The sequence below is a fragment of the Streptomyces sp. DSM 110735 genome (assembly GCF_016482685.1).
GTDB lineage: Bacteria > Actinomycetota > Actinomycetes > Streptomycetales > Streptomycetaceae > Streptomyces.
Genome location: NZ_JACYHF010000002.1, coordinates 533,269 through 547,224, shown reverse-complemented (window position 1 = coordinate 547,224; position 13,956 = coordinate 533,269). Strand labels below are relative to the sequence as shown.

General features: G+C 72.4%; 14 protein-coding genes. 9 read left to right on the top strand and 5 right to left on the bottom strand.

Annotated elements, in window-relative coordinates:
• Nucleotides 1–18: 18 nt before the first annotated feature.
• A complete protein-coding gene (locus IF655_RS05230; protein ID WP_199582307.1) occupies nucleotides 19–408 on the bottom strand; it encodes a VOC family protein in 390 nt (129 codons plus the stop codon).
• A gap of 72 nt (nucleotides 409–480) precedes the next feature.
• On the opposite strand from IF655_RS05230, the gene IF655_RS05225 reads away from it, so the two are divergent.
• The 7 genes from IF655_RS05225 (at nucleotide 481) to IF655_RS05195 (ending at nucleotide 6,624) form a co-directional block, all read left to right on the top strand.
• Nucleotides 481–1,245: a HipA family kinase gene (locus IF655_RS05225; RefSeq protein ID WP_199582306.1), complete on the top strand. Its 765-nt coding sequence runs from the start codon at nucleotides 481–483 to the stop codon at nucleotides 1,243–1,245.
• Nucleotides 1,242–1,691 carry a DUF3037 domain-containing protein gene (locus tag IF655_RS05220; RefSeq protein ID WP_199582305.1) on the top strand — a complete coding sequence of 150 codons (450 nt, stop codon included), beginning with the start codon at nucleotides 1,242–1,244 and terminating at the stop codon, nucleotides 1,689–1,691. Before IF655_RS05225 ends, IF655_RS05220 begins: the two co-directional genes overlap by 4 nt.
• A 144-nt stretch (nucleotides 1,692–1,835) precedes the next feature.
• Complete coding sequence (fabG, locus tag IF655_RS05215) at nucleotides 1,836–2,597, top strand: 3-oxoacyl-ACP reductase FabG (protein WP_199582304.1); 762 nt, start codon at nucleotides 1,836–1,838, stop codon at nucleotides 2,595–2,597.
• 53 nt (nucleotides 2,598–2,650) lie between these two features.
• Nucleotides 2,651–3,412, top strand: a complete 762-nt coding sequence (locus IF655_RS05210; RefSeq protein ID WP_199582303.1) for an SDR family oxidoreductase — start codon at nucleotides 2,651–2,653, stop codon at nucleotides 3,410–3,412.
• Nucleotides 3,413–3,629: 217 nt separating this feature from the next.
• Nucleotides 3,630–5,207, top strand: coding sequence for an ABC transporter substrate-binding protein (locus tag IF655_RS05205; protein ID WP_199582302.1), 1,578 nt, complete (start codon nucleotides 3,630–3,632; stop codon nucleotides 5,205–5,207).
• A 93-nt stretch (nucleotides 5,208–5,300) separates the two neighbouring features.
• A complete protein-coding gene (locus IF655_RS05200; RefSeq protein WP_199582301.1) occupies nucleotides 5,301–5,987 on the top strand; it encodes a uracil-DNA glycosylase in 687 nt (228 codons plus the stop codon).
• A gap of 148 nt (nucleotides 5,988–6,135) precedes the next feature.
• Complete coding sequence (locus tag IF655_RS05195) at nucleotides 6,136–6,624, top strand: hypothetical protein (RefSeq protein WP_199582300.1); 489 nt, start codon at nucleotides 6,136–6,138, stop codon at nucleotides 6,622–6,624.
• Between the two features lie 827 nt (nucleotides 6,625–7,451).
• Here IF655_RS05195 and IF655_RS05190 read toward each other — a convergent pair.
• Nucleotides 7,452–8,012, bottom strand: coding sequence for a DinB family protein (locus IF655_RS05190; protein WP_374100166.1), 561 nt, complete (start codon nucleotides 8,010–8,012; stop codon nucleotides 7,452–7,454).
• Between the two features lie 55 nt (nucleotides 8,013–8,067).
• Nucleotides 8,068–8,652 carry a TetR/AcrR family transcriptional regulator gene (locus tag IF655_RS05185; protein WP_199582299.1) on the bottom strand — a complete coding sequence of 195 codons (585 nt, stop codon included), beginning with the start codon at nucleotides 8,650–8,652 and terminating at the stop codon, nucleotides 8,068–8,070.
• Nucleotides 8,653–8,765: 113 nt separating this feature from the next.
• Here IF655_RS05185 and IF655_RS05180 point away from each other — a divergent pair, with 113 nt between their 5' ends.
• Both IF655_RS05180 and IF655_RS05175 read left to right on the top strand, forming a co-directional pair.
• Nucleotides 8,766–9,944: an FAD-dependent monooxygenase gene (locus IF655_RS05180; RefSeq protein ID WP_199582298.1), complete on the top strand. Its 1,179-nt coding sequence runs from the start codon at nucleotides 8,766–8,768 to the stop codon at nucleotides 9,942–9,944.
• Between the two features lie 8 nt (nucleotides 9,945–9,952).
• Complete coding sequence (locus IF655_RS05175) at nucleotides 9,953–10,864, top strand: Gfo/Idh/MocA family protein (protein ID WP_199582297.1); 912 nt, start codon at nucleotides 9,953–9,955, stop codon at nucleotides 10,862–10,864.
• Here the strand turns inward: IF655_RS05175 and lnt are convergent.
• Together lnt and IF655_RS05165 are read right to left on the bottom strand one after the other, a co-directional pair.
• Nucleotides 10,782–12,368, bottom strand: coding sequence for an apolipoprotein N-acyltransferase (gene lnt, locus IF655_RS05170; RefSeq protein WP_206775409.1), 1,587 nt, complete (start codon nucleotides 12,366–12,368; stop codon nucleotides 10,782–10,784). The genes IF655_RS05175 and lnt overlap by 83 nt on opposite strands.
• 120 nt (nucleotides 12,369–12,488) lie before the next feature.
• Entirely contained in the window at nucleotides 12,489–13,883 is a 1,395-nt protein-coding gene (locus IF655_RS05165; RefSeq protein ID WP_206775408.1) for a HEAT repeat domain-containing protein, read from the bottom strand.
• Nucleotides 13,884–13,956: the final 73 nt, after the last annotated feature.

Genomic DNA, 13,956 nt, shown 5'->3' with positions numbered 1-13,956 from the left:
GGGTCGCGTGGAGAGGGGTCAGCCGAGGTAGTGGGCGCGGCCGTCGTCGTCCAGCTCGACGGAGCCCTCGGGGATGACGCAGAACTCGTTGCCCTCCGGGTCCGCCATCACCAGGAACCCGCCGTCGTCGTACTCGGTCAGCCGACGCCCGCCCAGCGCCTCGACGCGCCGCTGCTCGGCGGCCGGGTCGGCGGCGGTGACGTCGAAGTGCATACGGTTCTTGCCCGACTTGGGCGCCGCCGTCCGCTGGAACCCGATGCCCAGGCCGTCCTCGCGCCGGAGCCACACGTACGGGCCCGTCCGGCTCACGACCGCCCTGCCGAGGAGGGCGGACCAGAACGCGGCGAGCCGCTCGGGATCCGTGGCGTCGACGATGAGGGCGTTGATCCGCAGCGGAGAGTCCGTCATGTGCCGATCCTCGCAGGAGCGGCGGAAACGGGAGCCCCCGGAAGGGCGCCGCACGCGAGATAACCTGGGCAAATGTTGACCGAAGTCACCGCCACCCGGTTCGTCACGCCCCTGCGTGAGGGCGGCTCGCTGCCGGGGCTCGTCGAAGCCGACGATCTCGGGCTGTACGTCCTGAAGTTCACCGGCGCCGGGCAGGGCCGCAAGACCCTCGTCGCCGAGGTCGTCTGCGGGGAACTCGCCCGCCGCCTCGGTTTCCGGGTGCCCGAGCTGGTGACCGTCCAACTCGACCCCGTCCTCGGACTCGGCGAACCCGAACGGCAGGTGCAGGACCTGCTGCGCTCCAGCGGGGGCGCCAACCTCGGCATGGACTTCCGCTCCGGCGCCCTCGGCTTCGACCCGCTCGCCTTCCCGGTGACGCCCGAGGAGGCGGGCCGGATCGTCTGGTTCGACGCGCTGATCAACAACGTGGACCGCTCCTGGCGCAACCCCAACCTCCTGGTGCAGCAAGGGCAGTTGTGGCTCATCGACCACGGCGCCACCATGATCTGGCACCACAACTGGCCCTCCGCCGACGCCTCGGCCGCGCGCCCGTACAACGCCACCGACCACGCCCTCGCCCGCTTCGCCCCGGACGTCGTCGCCGCTGCCGCCGAGCTGGCCCCGATGGTCACCGAGGACCTGCTCGCCGAGGTCACCGCCGAGATCCCGGACGCGTGGCTGACCGGCGAACCCGGCTTCGACACCCCGGACGACCTGCGCCGCGCCTACGCCCGGCCCCTCCTCGCGCGGGCGGCGTCCGTCCACGAGCGCATCGACGGCCTCCAGGAGAGCAAGTGAGCGACCACCACATTCACATGGCCGGACATGTGGTCGAGCGCCACATCACCCGGACGGGTCAGGGCGGCGACCGCGCTGTCTACGAGTACGCCCTGCTCCGTGTCGTCCCCCGCGTCGAGCGCGGTGAGCGGATCAACGCCGGGGTCCTCGTCTACTGCCGCGCCCACGACTACGTCGGCGCCCGCACCCATCTGGACGAGGCACGCCTCCTCGCCCTCGACCCCGGCGCCGACGTGGCCGGGATCAGGGCCGCGCTCGGCGCCGTGGAACGGATCTGCGCGGGCGGCGAAGGCGCCGGTCAGGCGGCGGGCGACGACGCCGGGCGGCGTTTTCGCTGGCTGATCGCGCCCCGCTCCGCCGTCGTACAGCCGGGACCTGTGCACACCGGGCTCACCGCCGATCCGGTGGCCGAGACCGAACGGCTGCTCGACCTCCTGGTCAGGTAATGGATCACACCACCCGGTGTCCCGTTGACACCGGGTGCCAGGGCTTCTAGCGTCACGGGTGCGGAAGGTACTAAGCGGTCGCTCACCGCACTCGGGTCCTGTCAAGGGCCACTCGGGTTCTCTCAAGGGCGAGGAGAAGCAGCAATGTCCACCACGGAACAGCGGGTCGCGGTAGTCACCGGCGCGGCACGAGGGATCGGCGCCGCCACCGCCGTACGTCTGGCCGCCGAGGGTCACGCCGTCGCGGTGATCGACCTGGACGAGGCCGCCTGCAAGGACACCGTCGAGAAGATCACCTCGGCGGGCGGCAAGGCCATCGCGGTCGGCGCGGACGTCTCCGACGAGGCGCAGACCGAGGCCGCCATCGCCCGGGTCGCCGAGGAGCTGGGCGCGCCCACGATCCTCGTCAACAACGCCGGTGTGCTGCGCGACAACCTGCTGTTCAAGATGAGCGCGTCCGACTGGGACACCGTGCTCAACGTGCACCTGCGCGGCTCCTTCCTCATGACCAAGGCCGTCCAGAAGCACATGGTCGACGCGGGCTTCGGCCGGATCGTCAACCTCTCCTCGTCCTCCGCGCTGGGCAACCGCGGTCAGGCCAACTACTCGGCCGCCAAGGCGGGTCTGCAGGGCTTCACCAAGACCCTCGCCATCGAGCTGGGCAAGTTCGGCATCACCGCCAACGCCGTCGCCCCCGGCTTCATCGCCACCGAGATGACCAAGGCCACCGCCGAGCGCGTCGGCATGGGCTTCGACGACTTCAAGAAGGCCGCCGCCACCCAGATCCCGGTCCAGCGCGTGGGCGAGCCCGAGGACATCGCCAACGCCATCGCCTTCTTCACCGGCGAGGCGGCCGGGTTCGTCTCCGGCCAGGTGCTCTACGTCGCCGGCGGACCGCTCGACTAGCCGCCCGGGAAAACTGAGCAACCCAGCCACTCGGGAATCTGAGGACCAAGGACATGACTGAACTCCCGGAGCTCTCCGGCAAGGTCGCGCTCGTCACGGGCGCGAGCCGGGGCATCGGCTACGGCGTCGCGGAGGCGCTGATAGCGCGCGGCGACCGCGTGTGCATCACCGGCCGTAACGAGGAGGCGCTGAAGGAAGCCGTCGAGCGACTCGGCGCCGAACGCGTCATCGGCGTCGCGGGCAAGGCGCACGACCTCGACCACCAGAGCACGGTGATCGAGCGCACCATGGAAGCCTTCGGCCGCGTCGACTTCCTGGTGAACAACGCGGGCACCAACCCGGTCTTCGGCCCCATCGCGGACGTCGATCTGAACGTCGCCCGCAAGGTGTTCGAGACCAACGTCATCTCGGCGCTCGGCTTCGCCCAGAAGACCTGGCACGCCTGGCAGCGCGAGCACGGCGGCGCGATCGTCAACATCGCCTCCGTCGCGGGTCTCGCGCCCTCGCCGTTCATCGGCGCCTACGGCGTCAGCAAGGCCGCCATGATCAACCTGACCCAGCAGCTCGCGCACGAGTTCGCGCCCAAGGTGCGGGTCAACGCGATCGCCCCGGCCGTGGTGAAGACCAAGTTCGCCGAGGCGCTCTACGAGGGCCGCGAGGCGGAGGCCGCCGCCTCCTACCCGCTCGGCCGGCTCGGCGTGCCCTCCGACATCGGCGGCGCCACCGCCTTCCTCACCTCCGAGCAGTCCGACTGGATCACCGGCCAGACGCTCGTCGTGGACGGCGGCATCTTCCTCAACGCCGGGGTGGGCTGACCTCTCCCGGGGGCCACGCGCCCCTGACCGGCCGTCTCTTCCGGGCGCCGTTCCCCAGCGGAACGGCGCCCGGAGCGCTGTGCGGCGACCGGCTTTCGCCATGACGACGTTGTCACCGTCCGATCCGTCAACAACGGCTGTTTCAGGGGAGGTTCAGGAGGCCAAATGCTGCGGTATGGTCTGCCGACCTTGGTACGGCGGATCGAGGAGCGTGCGCGTGTTCAAGCGGAACCGATTCCTTCGAAGAGTCGCGGCGGCCGCGTCCATCAGCCTGGTGTCCGGCTGCGCCCTGCTCCCCGGCAGCGCCCGGACCGACGACGGACCGATCGTCGTCGGCACCACCAGCGCCCCCAGCACCCTGGACCCGGCAGGCTCCTGGGACGGCTCCTGGGAACTGTTCCGCAACGTCTACCAGACCCTCCTCGCCTACCCCACCGGCGCCACCACCCCCCAGCCCGACGCCGCCCAGAGCTGCGGCTTCTCCGACTCGACGGGCCGTACCTACCATTGCAGGCTGCGCCCGGGCATGAAGTTCTCCGACGGCCACCCGCTCGACGCCCAGGCCGTGCAGGCGTCCATCAACCGCATCCGTCTCATCAACGCCCCGGGCGGCCCCGCCGGTCTGCTCGGCAGCCTGGACCGGGTGGAGACCTCCGGCGACCGCGACGTGGTCTTCCACCTCAAGAAGGCCGACGCCACCTTCCCGTTCGTGCTGGCCACCCCCGCGATGTCGATCGTGGACCCGCGCGACTACCCCGCCCACTCCCTGCGCGACAAGGGCGACGTCCACGGCTCCGGTCCCTACCGCCTCCAGTCCTACGACGAGGGCAAGCAGGCCGTCCTCGTGCGCAACGACCACTACGACGGCTATGCCAAGCGGCTCAACGACGCGGTGACCATCCGCTACTTCCAGGACTCCCGCTCCATGGTCCAGGCGCTGCGCGACAAGCGGATCGACGTCACCTACCGGGGGCTCGCCGCCGGTGACATCGTCGCCCTGGAGAAGCAGGACAGCACCGACCTCCAGTTGATCGACGGCGCCGGGATCGACATCAGCTACCTGGTCTTCAACCCCAAGGACCCCTGGGCGCGGCAGGACGCCGTACGCCGGGCCGTCGCGCAGGTCGTCGACCGCGGGGCCATCGCGCACCGGGTCTACAAGGACACCGTGGACCCGCTGTACTCCATGGTCCCCAAGGGGCTGGTCGGGCACACCACGCCGTTCTTCGACACCTTCGGCGACCCGAGCACCGCCAAGGCCCGCAAGACCCTCACCGGCGCGGGCATCAAGCGGCGCGTCCCGCTCACGCTCTGGTACACCAGCGACCGCTACGGCTCCGAGACGGCGCTGATGTTCCAGGAGCTGAAGCGGCAGCTCGACGCCTCGGGGCTGTTCACGATCACCCTGGAGGCGCGGCCCTGGAAGAGCTATGTGGCCGGGTACCAGAAGGGGGAGTACCCGGTGTTCGGGCGCGGCTGGTTCCCGGACTTCCCCGACCCGGACAACTTCATCACGCCGTTCGTCGGCGAGAACAACGCGCTGGGCACGCCCTATCCGGCCAAGAGGATCACCTCGGTACTGCTGCCCCGCTCGCGCGCGATGCGCGACCGCGCCGAGGTGGTCAAGGACATGGCGGAGGCGCAGCAGGAGCTGGCGGACGACGCGCGGCTGCTGCCGCTGTGGCAGGGGCGGCAGTACGTCGCGGCGAGCGGGGACATCTCCGGCGGGGAGCGGGCGCTCGACCCCTCGACGATCATGACGATGTGGGAGCTGTACCGGAAGACGAGCTGGTGAGCGGGGGTGTACGGCATCCTCGCGTGCCCGTTGTCAGCGGTCGCCTGTAGGTTCTGAGTGCTGGAAGTGACCGCACATCGTGAGGACGTTGACGTGACCGACATCGCCATGCTGCCCGAGTCCTGGCGCGGGGTTCTGGGCGACGAACTGGAGAAGCCCTACTTCAAGGAGCTGACCGAGTTCGTCGAGGAGGAGCGGGCGAAGGGCCCTGTCTACCCCCCGCGCGAGGAGGTCTTCGCGGCGCTCGCGGCGACGCCGTACGACAAGGTCAAGGTCCTCGTCCTCGGCCAGGACCCGTACCACGGCGAGGGCCAGGGGCACGGGCTGTGCTTCTCGGTGCGTCCCGGTGTGAAGACGCCGCCCTCGCTGCGGAACATCTACAAGGAGATGCGCGAGGAGCTGGACCTGCCGGTCCCGGACAACGGCTATCTGATGCCCTGGGCCGAGCAGGGCGTCCTGCTGCTGAACGCGGTGCTGACCGTGCGCGCGGGCGAGGCCAACTCGCACAAGGGCAAGGGCTGGGAGAAGTTCACCGACGCGGTGATCCGCGCCGTCGACGCCCGTCCCGACCCGGCGGTCTTCGTGCTGTGGGGCAACTACGCGCAGAAGAAGCTTCCCCTGATCGACGAGACCCGCCATGTCGTGGTCAAGGGCGCGCACCCCTCGCCGCTGTCGGCGAAGCGGTTCTTCGGCTCCCGTCCGTTCACCCAGATCAACGAGGCGATCGAGCAGCAGGGGCACGAGGCGATCGACTGGCGGATTCGGAACCTGGCGGTCTGAGGACGCCTGTAGGGGGCTCGCGGGGGTGCCGGTTCGGGTGTGTCACCCCGGTGTACGGGGCCGCCTGCCCGGCATCTCCACCGGCTGCGGCTAGCGTCGGGGCAGGCGGGCCGGACAGCGGTCCGGCGGTGACGGCTCGGAGGGCGCGGTGGCGGAGCGGCAGGAGCAGACGGCGCCGGATGCCCTGCTCACCCGGATCGGGCAGGTCGTGATGCTGCACCACGGCGGCGACCGCGAGGAGGCTCAGCGGCGGCTCCTGGAGCTGTGGGCCGAGACGGCCGAGACCGGCGACCCGCTCCACCGCTGCACCCTCGCCCACTACCTCGCCGACACCCAGGACGACCCCGACGTCGAACTCGCCTGGGACCTCCGGGCGCTGTCGGCCGCCCAGGAACTGACCGATCCCTCACCCGTCCGCGGCTTCTACCCCTCCCTCCACCTCAACCTCGCCGCCGACTACCTCAAACTCGGCCACTCCGACGCCGCCCGCACCCACCTCCACCGAGCCCGCCACGCCGCCGACTCCCTGGCGGACGACGGCTACGGCGCGGGAGTCCGCGCGGCGATCACGCGCCTGGAGCTGCGGCTGGGGGACGGGGAGGGGTACGGGCCACCGCGACAGCGGCCGGTGGGGTAGGGGACGCGACCGGGCGGGGTGGACGAGCGGGGCGCCGGCCCACCGGGCGACCCCGGCCGGTCGAGGGAGAGCCCGCCCCGGCGAGGTGAGGCGACTCCGTCGCAGCGACGGCTTGTCCCAGGCTTGGTTGAGGCGGGCGTGCCGCCTGCCCGGTGGGGCGGCGGGTCTCACGCCCGGTGGAGCAAGCGGCTCGTGCCGGTGGGGCGATGCCCCTCGGGCGACCCGTCGGGGGACACCGCTGCCCAGCCGGGGCGCCCGACCCACGCCCGGTATCGCGCGAGCGGCACCCGCCCCCGCCCCCTCAGCGCCTGTACGCCCTCCCGCAGATCACCGATGCCGGGCTGTCCCTGCGCCAGCCGCCGTACTTGCGGCCGAGTGCGCAGATGTCCGGGGCTTTGAGGGTGGGGCGGGAGCGGGGGGCGGGGGTCGGGCGGAGGGGGTTGCGGGGGGCGGTGGGGGTGGGGTGTGTGGTGGGGGGTGCCGGTGGGGGAGGGGACGGTCGGGGGGAGGTGGTCGGGTGCTTCGCGTCGTCCGGGGGTGGGCCCATGCGGGCCAGGGCTTCGCGGGCGGGCGCCTGTACCGGGCGGGGGGTCGCCGTGCCCGTCGCCGGGCGGGGGGCGACGGGGGCCGGGGCATGTACGGTCACGCAGCCGGTGAGGGCCGAGACGGCCACGGTGACCCAGAGCGCTGCGGTGGTCGTCGGTCGGTGCACTCGGGCAACTCTGCTGGCCGCGCCGCCGCCTTGGCACCAGCTACGCACGGGTGGTCCACTCGCAGGAGTGATCCCGTCGCCCGCAGGGAGGACGCGGGCGTACCGAGGCTGACGCTCACTCGCCGGTGCGGCCGTCGATCCGTTCGCGCAGCAGGTCGGCGTGGCCGTTGTGGCGGGCGTACTCCTCGATCATGTGGGTGTAGATCCAGCGGAGGCTGTAGCGCCGCTCGTCGTGGGGGCGGCGCCTGCCGATCGAGAGGTCGTCCAGCTCGAAGCGGGCGGCGTTGGTCCGGGCGGTCTCGATCTCGGTCTGCCAGACGGCGTACGCGTCCTTCCAGGTGTCCGCCTCGGTGAGGTGGAGGTCGCCGTCCGGGTCCTCGTCGGTCCAGTAGATCCACCCCTGGTCGTCGGCGGCCAGCACCTTGCGGAACCAGGCGCGCTCGACGTCGGTCATGTGCCGTACCAGGCCCATCAGCGACAGGTCGGACGGCGGCACGGAAGCGGTGCGGAGCTGTTCGTCGGTCAGGTCCTCGCACTTCCAGGCGAGGGTGCGGCGGTGGTAGTCGAGCCAGCCCTCCAGCATGGCGCGTTCACCGGCGTCCAGGGCGGGGGAGGGACGGTCGTCGGGAGCGGGGGTCTCGGCGGGGACCTGGCTTGCGGCAGTCATGATCGGCATCCTCGCAGCCGGGCCACGACGGCGACAGGCAATTTCCGCGGTCCTCACCCGGATCTCAGCCGCGCAGCATCCCCGCCAGCAACTCCCGCAGATCCGCCCGGACTTCCTCAAGCCCCGGCACCTCACGGCTGAACGAACCCGCCGTGCACGCGAACATCAGACCGTCCATCCAGGCCAGCAGCGACAGTACGTGCCGGGTCGGGTCGGGTGAGCCCGCGGCGGTGAGCAGTGCGGCCAGTTGGTCCTTGAACACGGCGCCCGTCGCGTCGTAGAAGGCGCGCAGCTCGGGGCGCCGGGTGGCTTCCAGGGCGAGTTCGTAGCGGGCGACCAGCAGGGTCCGGCCCTCGGTGAGCAGGCGGTGGACCGCCAGTGCGAGACCGTCGGCCAGGGACTCCGCCCCGCCGGAGGGGTCCGGCGTCTCGCCCTCCGCCAGCACCCCCGCCTCGCGCTCGGCGTGCCGTCGTACGGCGAGTTCCAGGAGTGCCTGCCGGGTGCGCGCCACGTTCGAGGTCGAGCCCTGCGGCAGCCCGGCCGCCTCGTCCACGGCCCGGTGGGTCAGCCCGCGCATCCCGCGCTCGGCGAGCAGGGCGATGGCGGTGTCGGCGACCAGGGCGGCGCGGTTCGGGGTGCTCACGGGCATGGCGTCGACCCTACCCGCGCCCCACCGTGCTCCTACGGACGCGCTACTACGGATGTAGTAAGGTCGATCGTGCACTACAGGTGTAGTCGCAGGTGTGGTGAACCGGAGGAGTCATGGCGGAACGCACGCGCGCAGTGGTCGTCGGCGGCGGAATCGGTGGGCTCGCCGCCGCTGCCGCCCTGCACCGGCGCGGCTGGGAGGTCACCGTCCTGGAGCGCGCCCCCTCGCTGGAGCCGGTCGGCGCCGCCCTCTCGCTCGCGCCCAACGGGCTGCGCGCCCTCGACGTGCTCGGCGTCGGGGACGAGATCCGCGACCTGGCCGCCTGGCAGGGCGACGGCGGGCTGCGCGCGCCGAGCGGTCGCTGGCTGTCCCGGTCCGACGCGGAGGCGATGGCCGCCCGCTTCGGCGGTCCGCTGGTCCTGCTGCCGCGCGCGACGCTGGTCGACCGCCTGGCCGCGCTGCTGCCGTCCGGCGCCGTCCGAACAGCCGCCCCCGCGCACCTGGTTGACCCCGGGGACGGCAAGACGCCCGCCCGAGTGGCCGTGGGCGAGGAGGAGTGGGAAGCCGAGCTGGTCGTCGGCGCCGACGGCGTCAACTCCCGTGTCCGGCACGCCCTGTTCCCCGCACACCCCGGTGCCGAGTACACCGGCTTCACCACCTGGCGCCTGCTGATCCCGTTGCCCGGCGCGGAGTTCGCCTCCCACGAGACCTGGGGCAGGGGACGCCTCTGGGGCACGCACCCGCTCAAGGACGGCCGGGTCTATGCCTACGCCGCCACCGCCGCCCCGCCCGGACAGCACGCCCCGGACGACGAACTCGGCGAACTGCGACGGCAGTTCGGCACCTGGCATCACCCGGTCCCCGACGTGCTCGCCGCCGCCCGCCCCGAGGACGTGCTCCGGCACGACGTGTACCACCTCGCGCGCCCCCTGCCCGCGTACCACCTCGGTCGCACCGCGCTCCTCGGCGATGCCGCGCACGCCATGCCGCCCATGCTCGGCCAGGGTGCCAACCAGGCCATCGAGGACGCCGTGGTCCTCGCCCACCGCGCCCCCGACCTGGCCGCCTACACCGCCGACCGGCTCCCGCGCACCACCGGCATCGCCCGCCGGTCCGTCCAGGCGGCGCGGCTGAACCTGGCCGACGGGCGTGTCGTCTGCGTCCTGCGCGACAACCTGATCGCCGCCGCCTCCAAGGCCGTCCCGGCTCTGCTGCTGCGCGGCTTCGACGCCGTCGCGAGCTGGCGACCGCCGTATCCTTCCGCAGAGGAACACACGGAGTACCGCCACTAGGAGAGCATGTGAAGGTCGGCTGCATCGGACTCGGGGACATCGCGCGGAAGGCGTACCTGCCCGTGCTCGGCACACTGCCCGGGGTCGACCTCCACCTCCAGACCCGCACCCCCGCCACCCTGACGGCGGTTGCGGACTCGCTGCACCTGCCCGGGGAGCGGCGGCACGAGAGCCTCGACTCCCTCCTGGACGCGGGTCTCGACGCCGCCTTCGTGCACGCGCCCACCGCCGTCCACCCCGAGATCGTCACCCGGCTCCTCGACGCGGGCGTCCCCACCTACGTGGACAAGCCGCTCGCCTACGAACTCGCCGACGCCGAAAGGCTGGTGGCGCTCGCGGAGGAGCGGGGCGTCCCGCTGTTCGTCGGCTTCAACCGCCGCTACGCCCCCGCGTACGCGCAGTGCCTGGAGCACCCGCGCGAGCTGATCATTCTCCAGAAGAACCGGGTCGGGCTGCCCGAGGAACCCCGCTCGATGGTCCTGGACGACTTCATCCACGTCATCGACACCCTGCGCTTCCTGGTGCCGGGTCCGGTCGACGACGTCACCGTGCGCTCCCGCTTTGTGGACGGGCTGCTGCACCACGTCGTGCTCCAGCTCGCCGGGGACGGCTTCACCGCGCTCGGCGTCATGAACCGGCTCAGCGGCTCCGCCGAGGAGATCCTGGAGGTCTCCGGGCAGGACACCAAGCGCCAGGTCGTCAACCTCGCCGAGGTCATCGACCACAAGGGCCAGCCGACCCTGCGGCGGCGCGGCGACTGGGTGCCGGTGTCCCGGCAGCGCGGCATCGAGCAGGCGGTGCTGACCTTCCTCGACGCCGTCCGCGCGGGCGAATTGCTCAGCGCCCGGGACGCGCTGGCCACCCACGAGCTGTGCGAGCGGGTCGTACGAGCGGTTCAGGACCCGTCCGGCGCGGTCTGAGCGCCCGTACGCCCTCCACCGCGCCCAGCGAGGCCAGCACCAGGAGCGCGCCGCGCACCGCCCAGTCGCCGTGGCGGACGTACGGGGTGACGCCGTGGGCGAGCGGGACGTCGTAGACGCGGGCGGTGTCCGCGCGCGTGCCGAGCCAGGGTCCGACGCGCTGCCCGTCCGGGCCGTAGACGGCGCTCACGCCGGTCAGCGTGGCGTGCACCATCGGGCGGCCGGTCTCGGCGGCGCGCAGGGCGGCCAGCGAGGCGTGCTGCTCGGGCGCCCAGCTTCCCTGGAAGGTGGAGGTGGAGGACTGGCCGAGCAACACGCCCGCGCCGTCGTCCGCGAGGTGGCGGCTCATGTCCGGGAACGCGGTCTCGAAGCACACCAGCGGGCCGATCCGCAGCCCGTGCCCGGCGTCCATCACGACCTGCTCGGTGCCCCGGTGCCGGTCCTCGCCCGCCGCCTTGCCCACCGAGGTGGCCCAGCCGAGCAGGGAACGGGCCGGTATGTACTCCCCGAAGGGGACCAGCCGCATCTTGTCGTACCGCTCGCCGGTGAGACCGTCCGGGCCGATCAGGACCGAACTTTTGTAGACGCCGGGGCGGTCGGAGCGGCGGGCGTCCACGTTCACCAGCACGTCGGCGCCGGTGAGCCGGGACAGCGCGGTCAGTCGGCGGGTGAGGTCCGGGCGGGCGGCGAGATCGTGCCCGACGCTGCTCTCGCCCCACACCACCAGGTCCACGTCCTGCCCGGCCAGGCGCCGGGTCAGCCGCTCCTCGCGGTCGAAGCGGTCGTCCACGCTGCGCGGACCGTCCACGACGCCGGGCTGTACGACGGCGATCCTGGCCGTGTCCTCCGTCGCGGGGCGCGGCGCCCACGCCCAGGCGGCGGAGGTCGCGGCGGCGGTGGCCAGCAGTGAGGCGGCGGCGGGCAGCCGGGCCGCGCGCACCGCGATCAGCGCCGCGACCGCCACGTTCACCGCCACCACCAGCCAGCTCAGCAGCCAGACCCCGCCCACGGACGCGAGCCGCAGCGCGGGCTCCACCTCCCACTGACTCGCGCCGAGCATCCCCCACGGACCGCCGAGCCCCTGCCAGGACCTGACCAGCTCCACCACCAGCCACGCCGACGGCAGCACGGCCATCGCCGCCGCGCACCGCCCCGGCGACGGCGTCCCGCCCAGCAGCCTGCGCACCAGCCATCCCCACGGCGCCCACAGCGCGCCGAGCAGCGCGGCGATCAGGAAGATGAACACATGCAGGCTCGGCAACAGCCAGTTGTGCACCGCGAGCAGAAACCCGAACCCGCCGCACCATCCGTCGTACGCCGCCCTGCGCGCACTCGGCGCGACCCTGGCCAGCAGGATCCACGGCACCAGCCCCCCGTACGCCAGCCACCACCACGCGGTCCCCGGAAACGCCAGCACGGGCAGCGCCCCCGCGACCACGGCAACCCCGGACCGCCGCCAGGGCCCCGCGAGCCACCACCCCGCATCCCGCACACCGCTGCTCATCCGGAGTCTCCCCACTCCTTGGGCCTGCTTCCAGTGTGCGACGCGGGGGCGATCCAGGACAGGGGCGGGGGTTGCTCGCCGGGTGCTCCGTTTTGACGGCTCTGACGGCGGTCCGTCGCCTCAGCGGGGGATGCCCAGGTCGTCCAGGTACTGGTGCATCGCGTCCACGGGGAGGCTCGGGTTGCCGAGGGCGTAGGGGGCGGTCTCCGGGTCCTGGACGCTCTGGAGGATCAGGTGCACCGGGAGGGAGGGGTGGGCGGACGCCATGGAGCGCACGCCCTTGTCGGGGTCGGTGAGCAGGCGGGACATGGTGTCGGCGGGGGCTTCGGGGTCGAGTCCCACCAGGCGGCGTCTGGCGGGGTCGGGGTCGTCGGCGAAGCGTGCGGCGTTGCCCGTGCGGGGGAAGTTCGGGTGGTTCAGGAGTGCGCCCTTGGTGATGACCTGGCAGTCCAGGTAGGTCTGGAGCACCGTCTCGCCGTCGACGGTCGGCTGGTTCTCGCACAGCAGGAGCAGCACGGGGTGGTCGTCGTCCCCGGAGAGCAGCTCGACGGCGTCGGCGGGCAGGTGCTTGGCGCACGCGGCGCTGCGGCGCAGCCAGGTGTGGGACGACGTGGCGCACCGGCGCAGGATCTCGGGATCGGTGCACCGGAGCACCCATGCGACGGGGCGGAGCCGGTCGGACGGCTCGATGGTGACGTCGATGGCGGCGCGTTCGGTCTCCGTGAGTTCGGGGCGTACCGACACCTCCAGCCGGACGCTGTGCGCTTCGTCGGTCGCCAGCGTCCTGACGACGTCGACGGGAATGCCGAGGTTCGCCGCCAACGCCCGCCGGTCCTCCACCTCCGCGCTCGCCGCGAGCCGTTCGGCGGTCGCCGCGCTCATGGCGCCGTACCGGATCACCTCGCACCTGGGGACATAGCTGAGTCCGGCGGCGAGCAGCAGGTCCGTACAGTCCGCGTCCTCGCGGCAGGCTTCCATCATGGCTGCCCGGCGTACGGTCGCGTCCGCGTCGTCGAGCAGTCGGCTTCGGGTGTCCTCGCCGAGCAGCGCCCACTGGCCGCAGGCTGCCTGGCGAAGCTCCGCCTCCGGGTGGTCGGCCAGCGCGGCGATCAGGCTCGGAGCGGTCTGACGGCTGAAGGCGGCGCTGCGGCGGATCTCCGGGTCCGGATCGGCGAGCAGTCGCCGCTGGGCGGACAGGGGCAGCGGTTCCTCGGTGACGCGGAACCAGTGGGGTCCCGAGGCGAGGGCGTGCCGGACGCCGGGATCGGGGTCGTCCACGAGCCGGGCGCGTTGCTCCGGCGTCATCGAGGGGCTCGCGGCGAAGCTCTCCCGCAGTCTGCGGTCGGGATGCGCGACGACGGCGTCCACCAGCTCCTCCGGCAACTCACGCCAAGCAAGCCTGCTCCAGGCGTCCTTGGCATCCTCGGACAGCAGCCTGGTCAGAACCTCGACCGGTGCCGCGGGATTCCCCGCGAGCGCCGAAATGGTCTCGCGGTGATCGCATGTGTCACACATGGGTGCCCCTCCCCGTGAGCCCACGGGGGTCGCGGGCCCGGAGATTGTGTACGGGGGGTGGGGGCGGGGTCAA

Bases quoted from the DNA above. Each gene is read 5' to 3' on its own strand.
- IF655_RS05230 (WP_199582307.1), bottom strand. From the start codon at position 408: ATGACGGACTCTCCGCTGCGGATCAACGCCCTCATCGTCGACGCCACG.
- IF655_RS05225 (WP_199582306.1), top strand. From the start codon at position 481: ATGTTGACCGAAGTCACCGCCACCCGGTTCGTCACGCCCCTGCGTGAG.
- fabG (WP_199582304.1), top strand. From the start codon at position 1,836: ATGTCCACCACGGAACAGCGGGTCGCGGTAGTCACCGGCGCGGCACGA.
- IF655_RS05210 (WP_199582303.1), top strand. From the start codon at position 2,651: ATGACTGAACTCCCGGAGCTCTCCGGCAAGGTCGCGCTCGTCACGGGC.
- IF655_RS05190 (WP_374100166.1), bottom strand. From the start codon at position 8,012: ATGCCGATCATGACTGCCGCAAGCCAGGTCCCCGCCGAGACCCCCGCT.
- IF655_RS05185 (WP_199582299.1), bottom strand. From the start codon at position 8,652: ATGCCCGTGAGCACCCCGAACCGCGCCGCCCTGGTCGCCGACACCGCC.
- IF655_RS05180 (WP_199582298.1), top strand. From the start codon at position 8,766: ATGGCGGAACGCACGCGCGCAGTGGTCGTCGGCGGCGGAATCGGTGGG.
- lnt (WP_206775409.1), bottom strand. From the start codon at position 12,368: ATGAGCAGCGGTGTGCGGGATGCGGGGTGGTGGCTCGCGGGGCCCTGG.
- IF655_RS05165 (WP_206775408.1), bottom strand. From the start codon at position 13,883: ATGTGTGACACATGCGATCACCGCGAGACCATTTCGGCGCTCGCGGGG.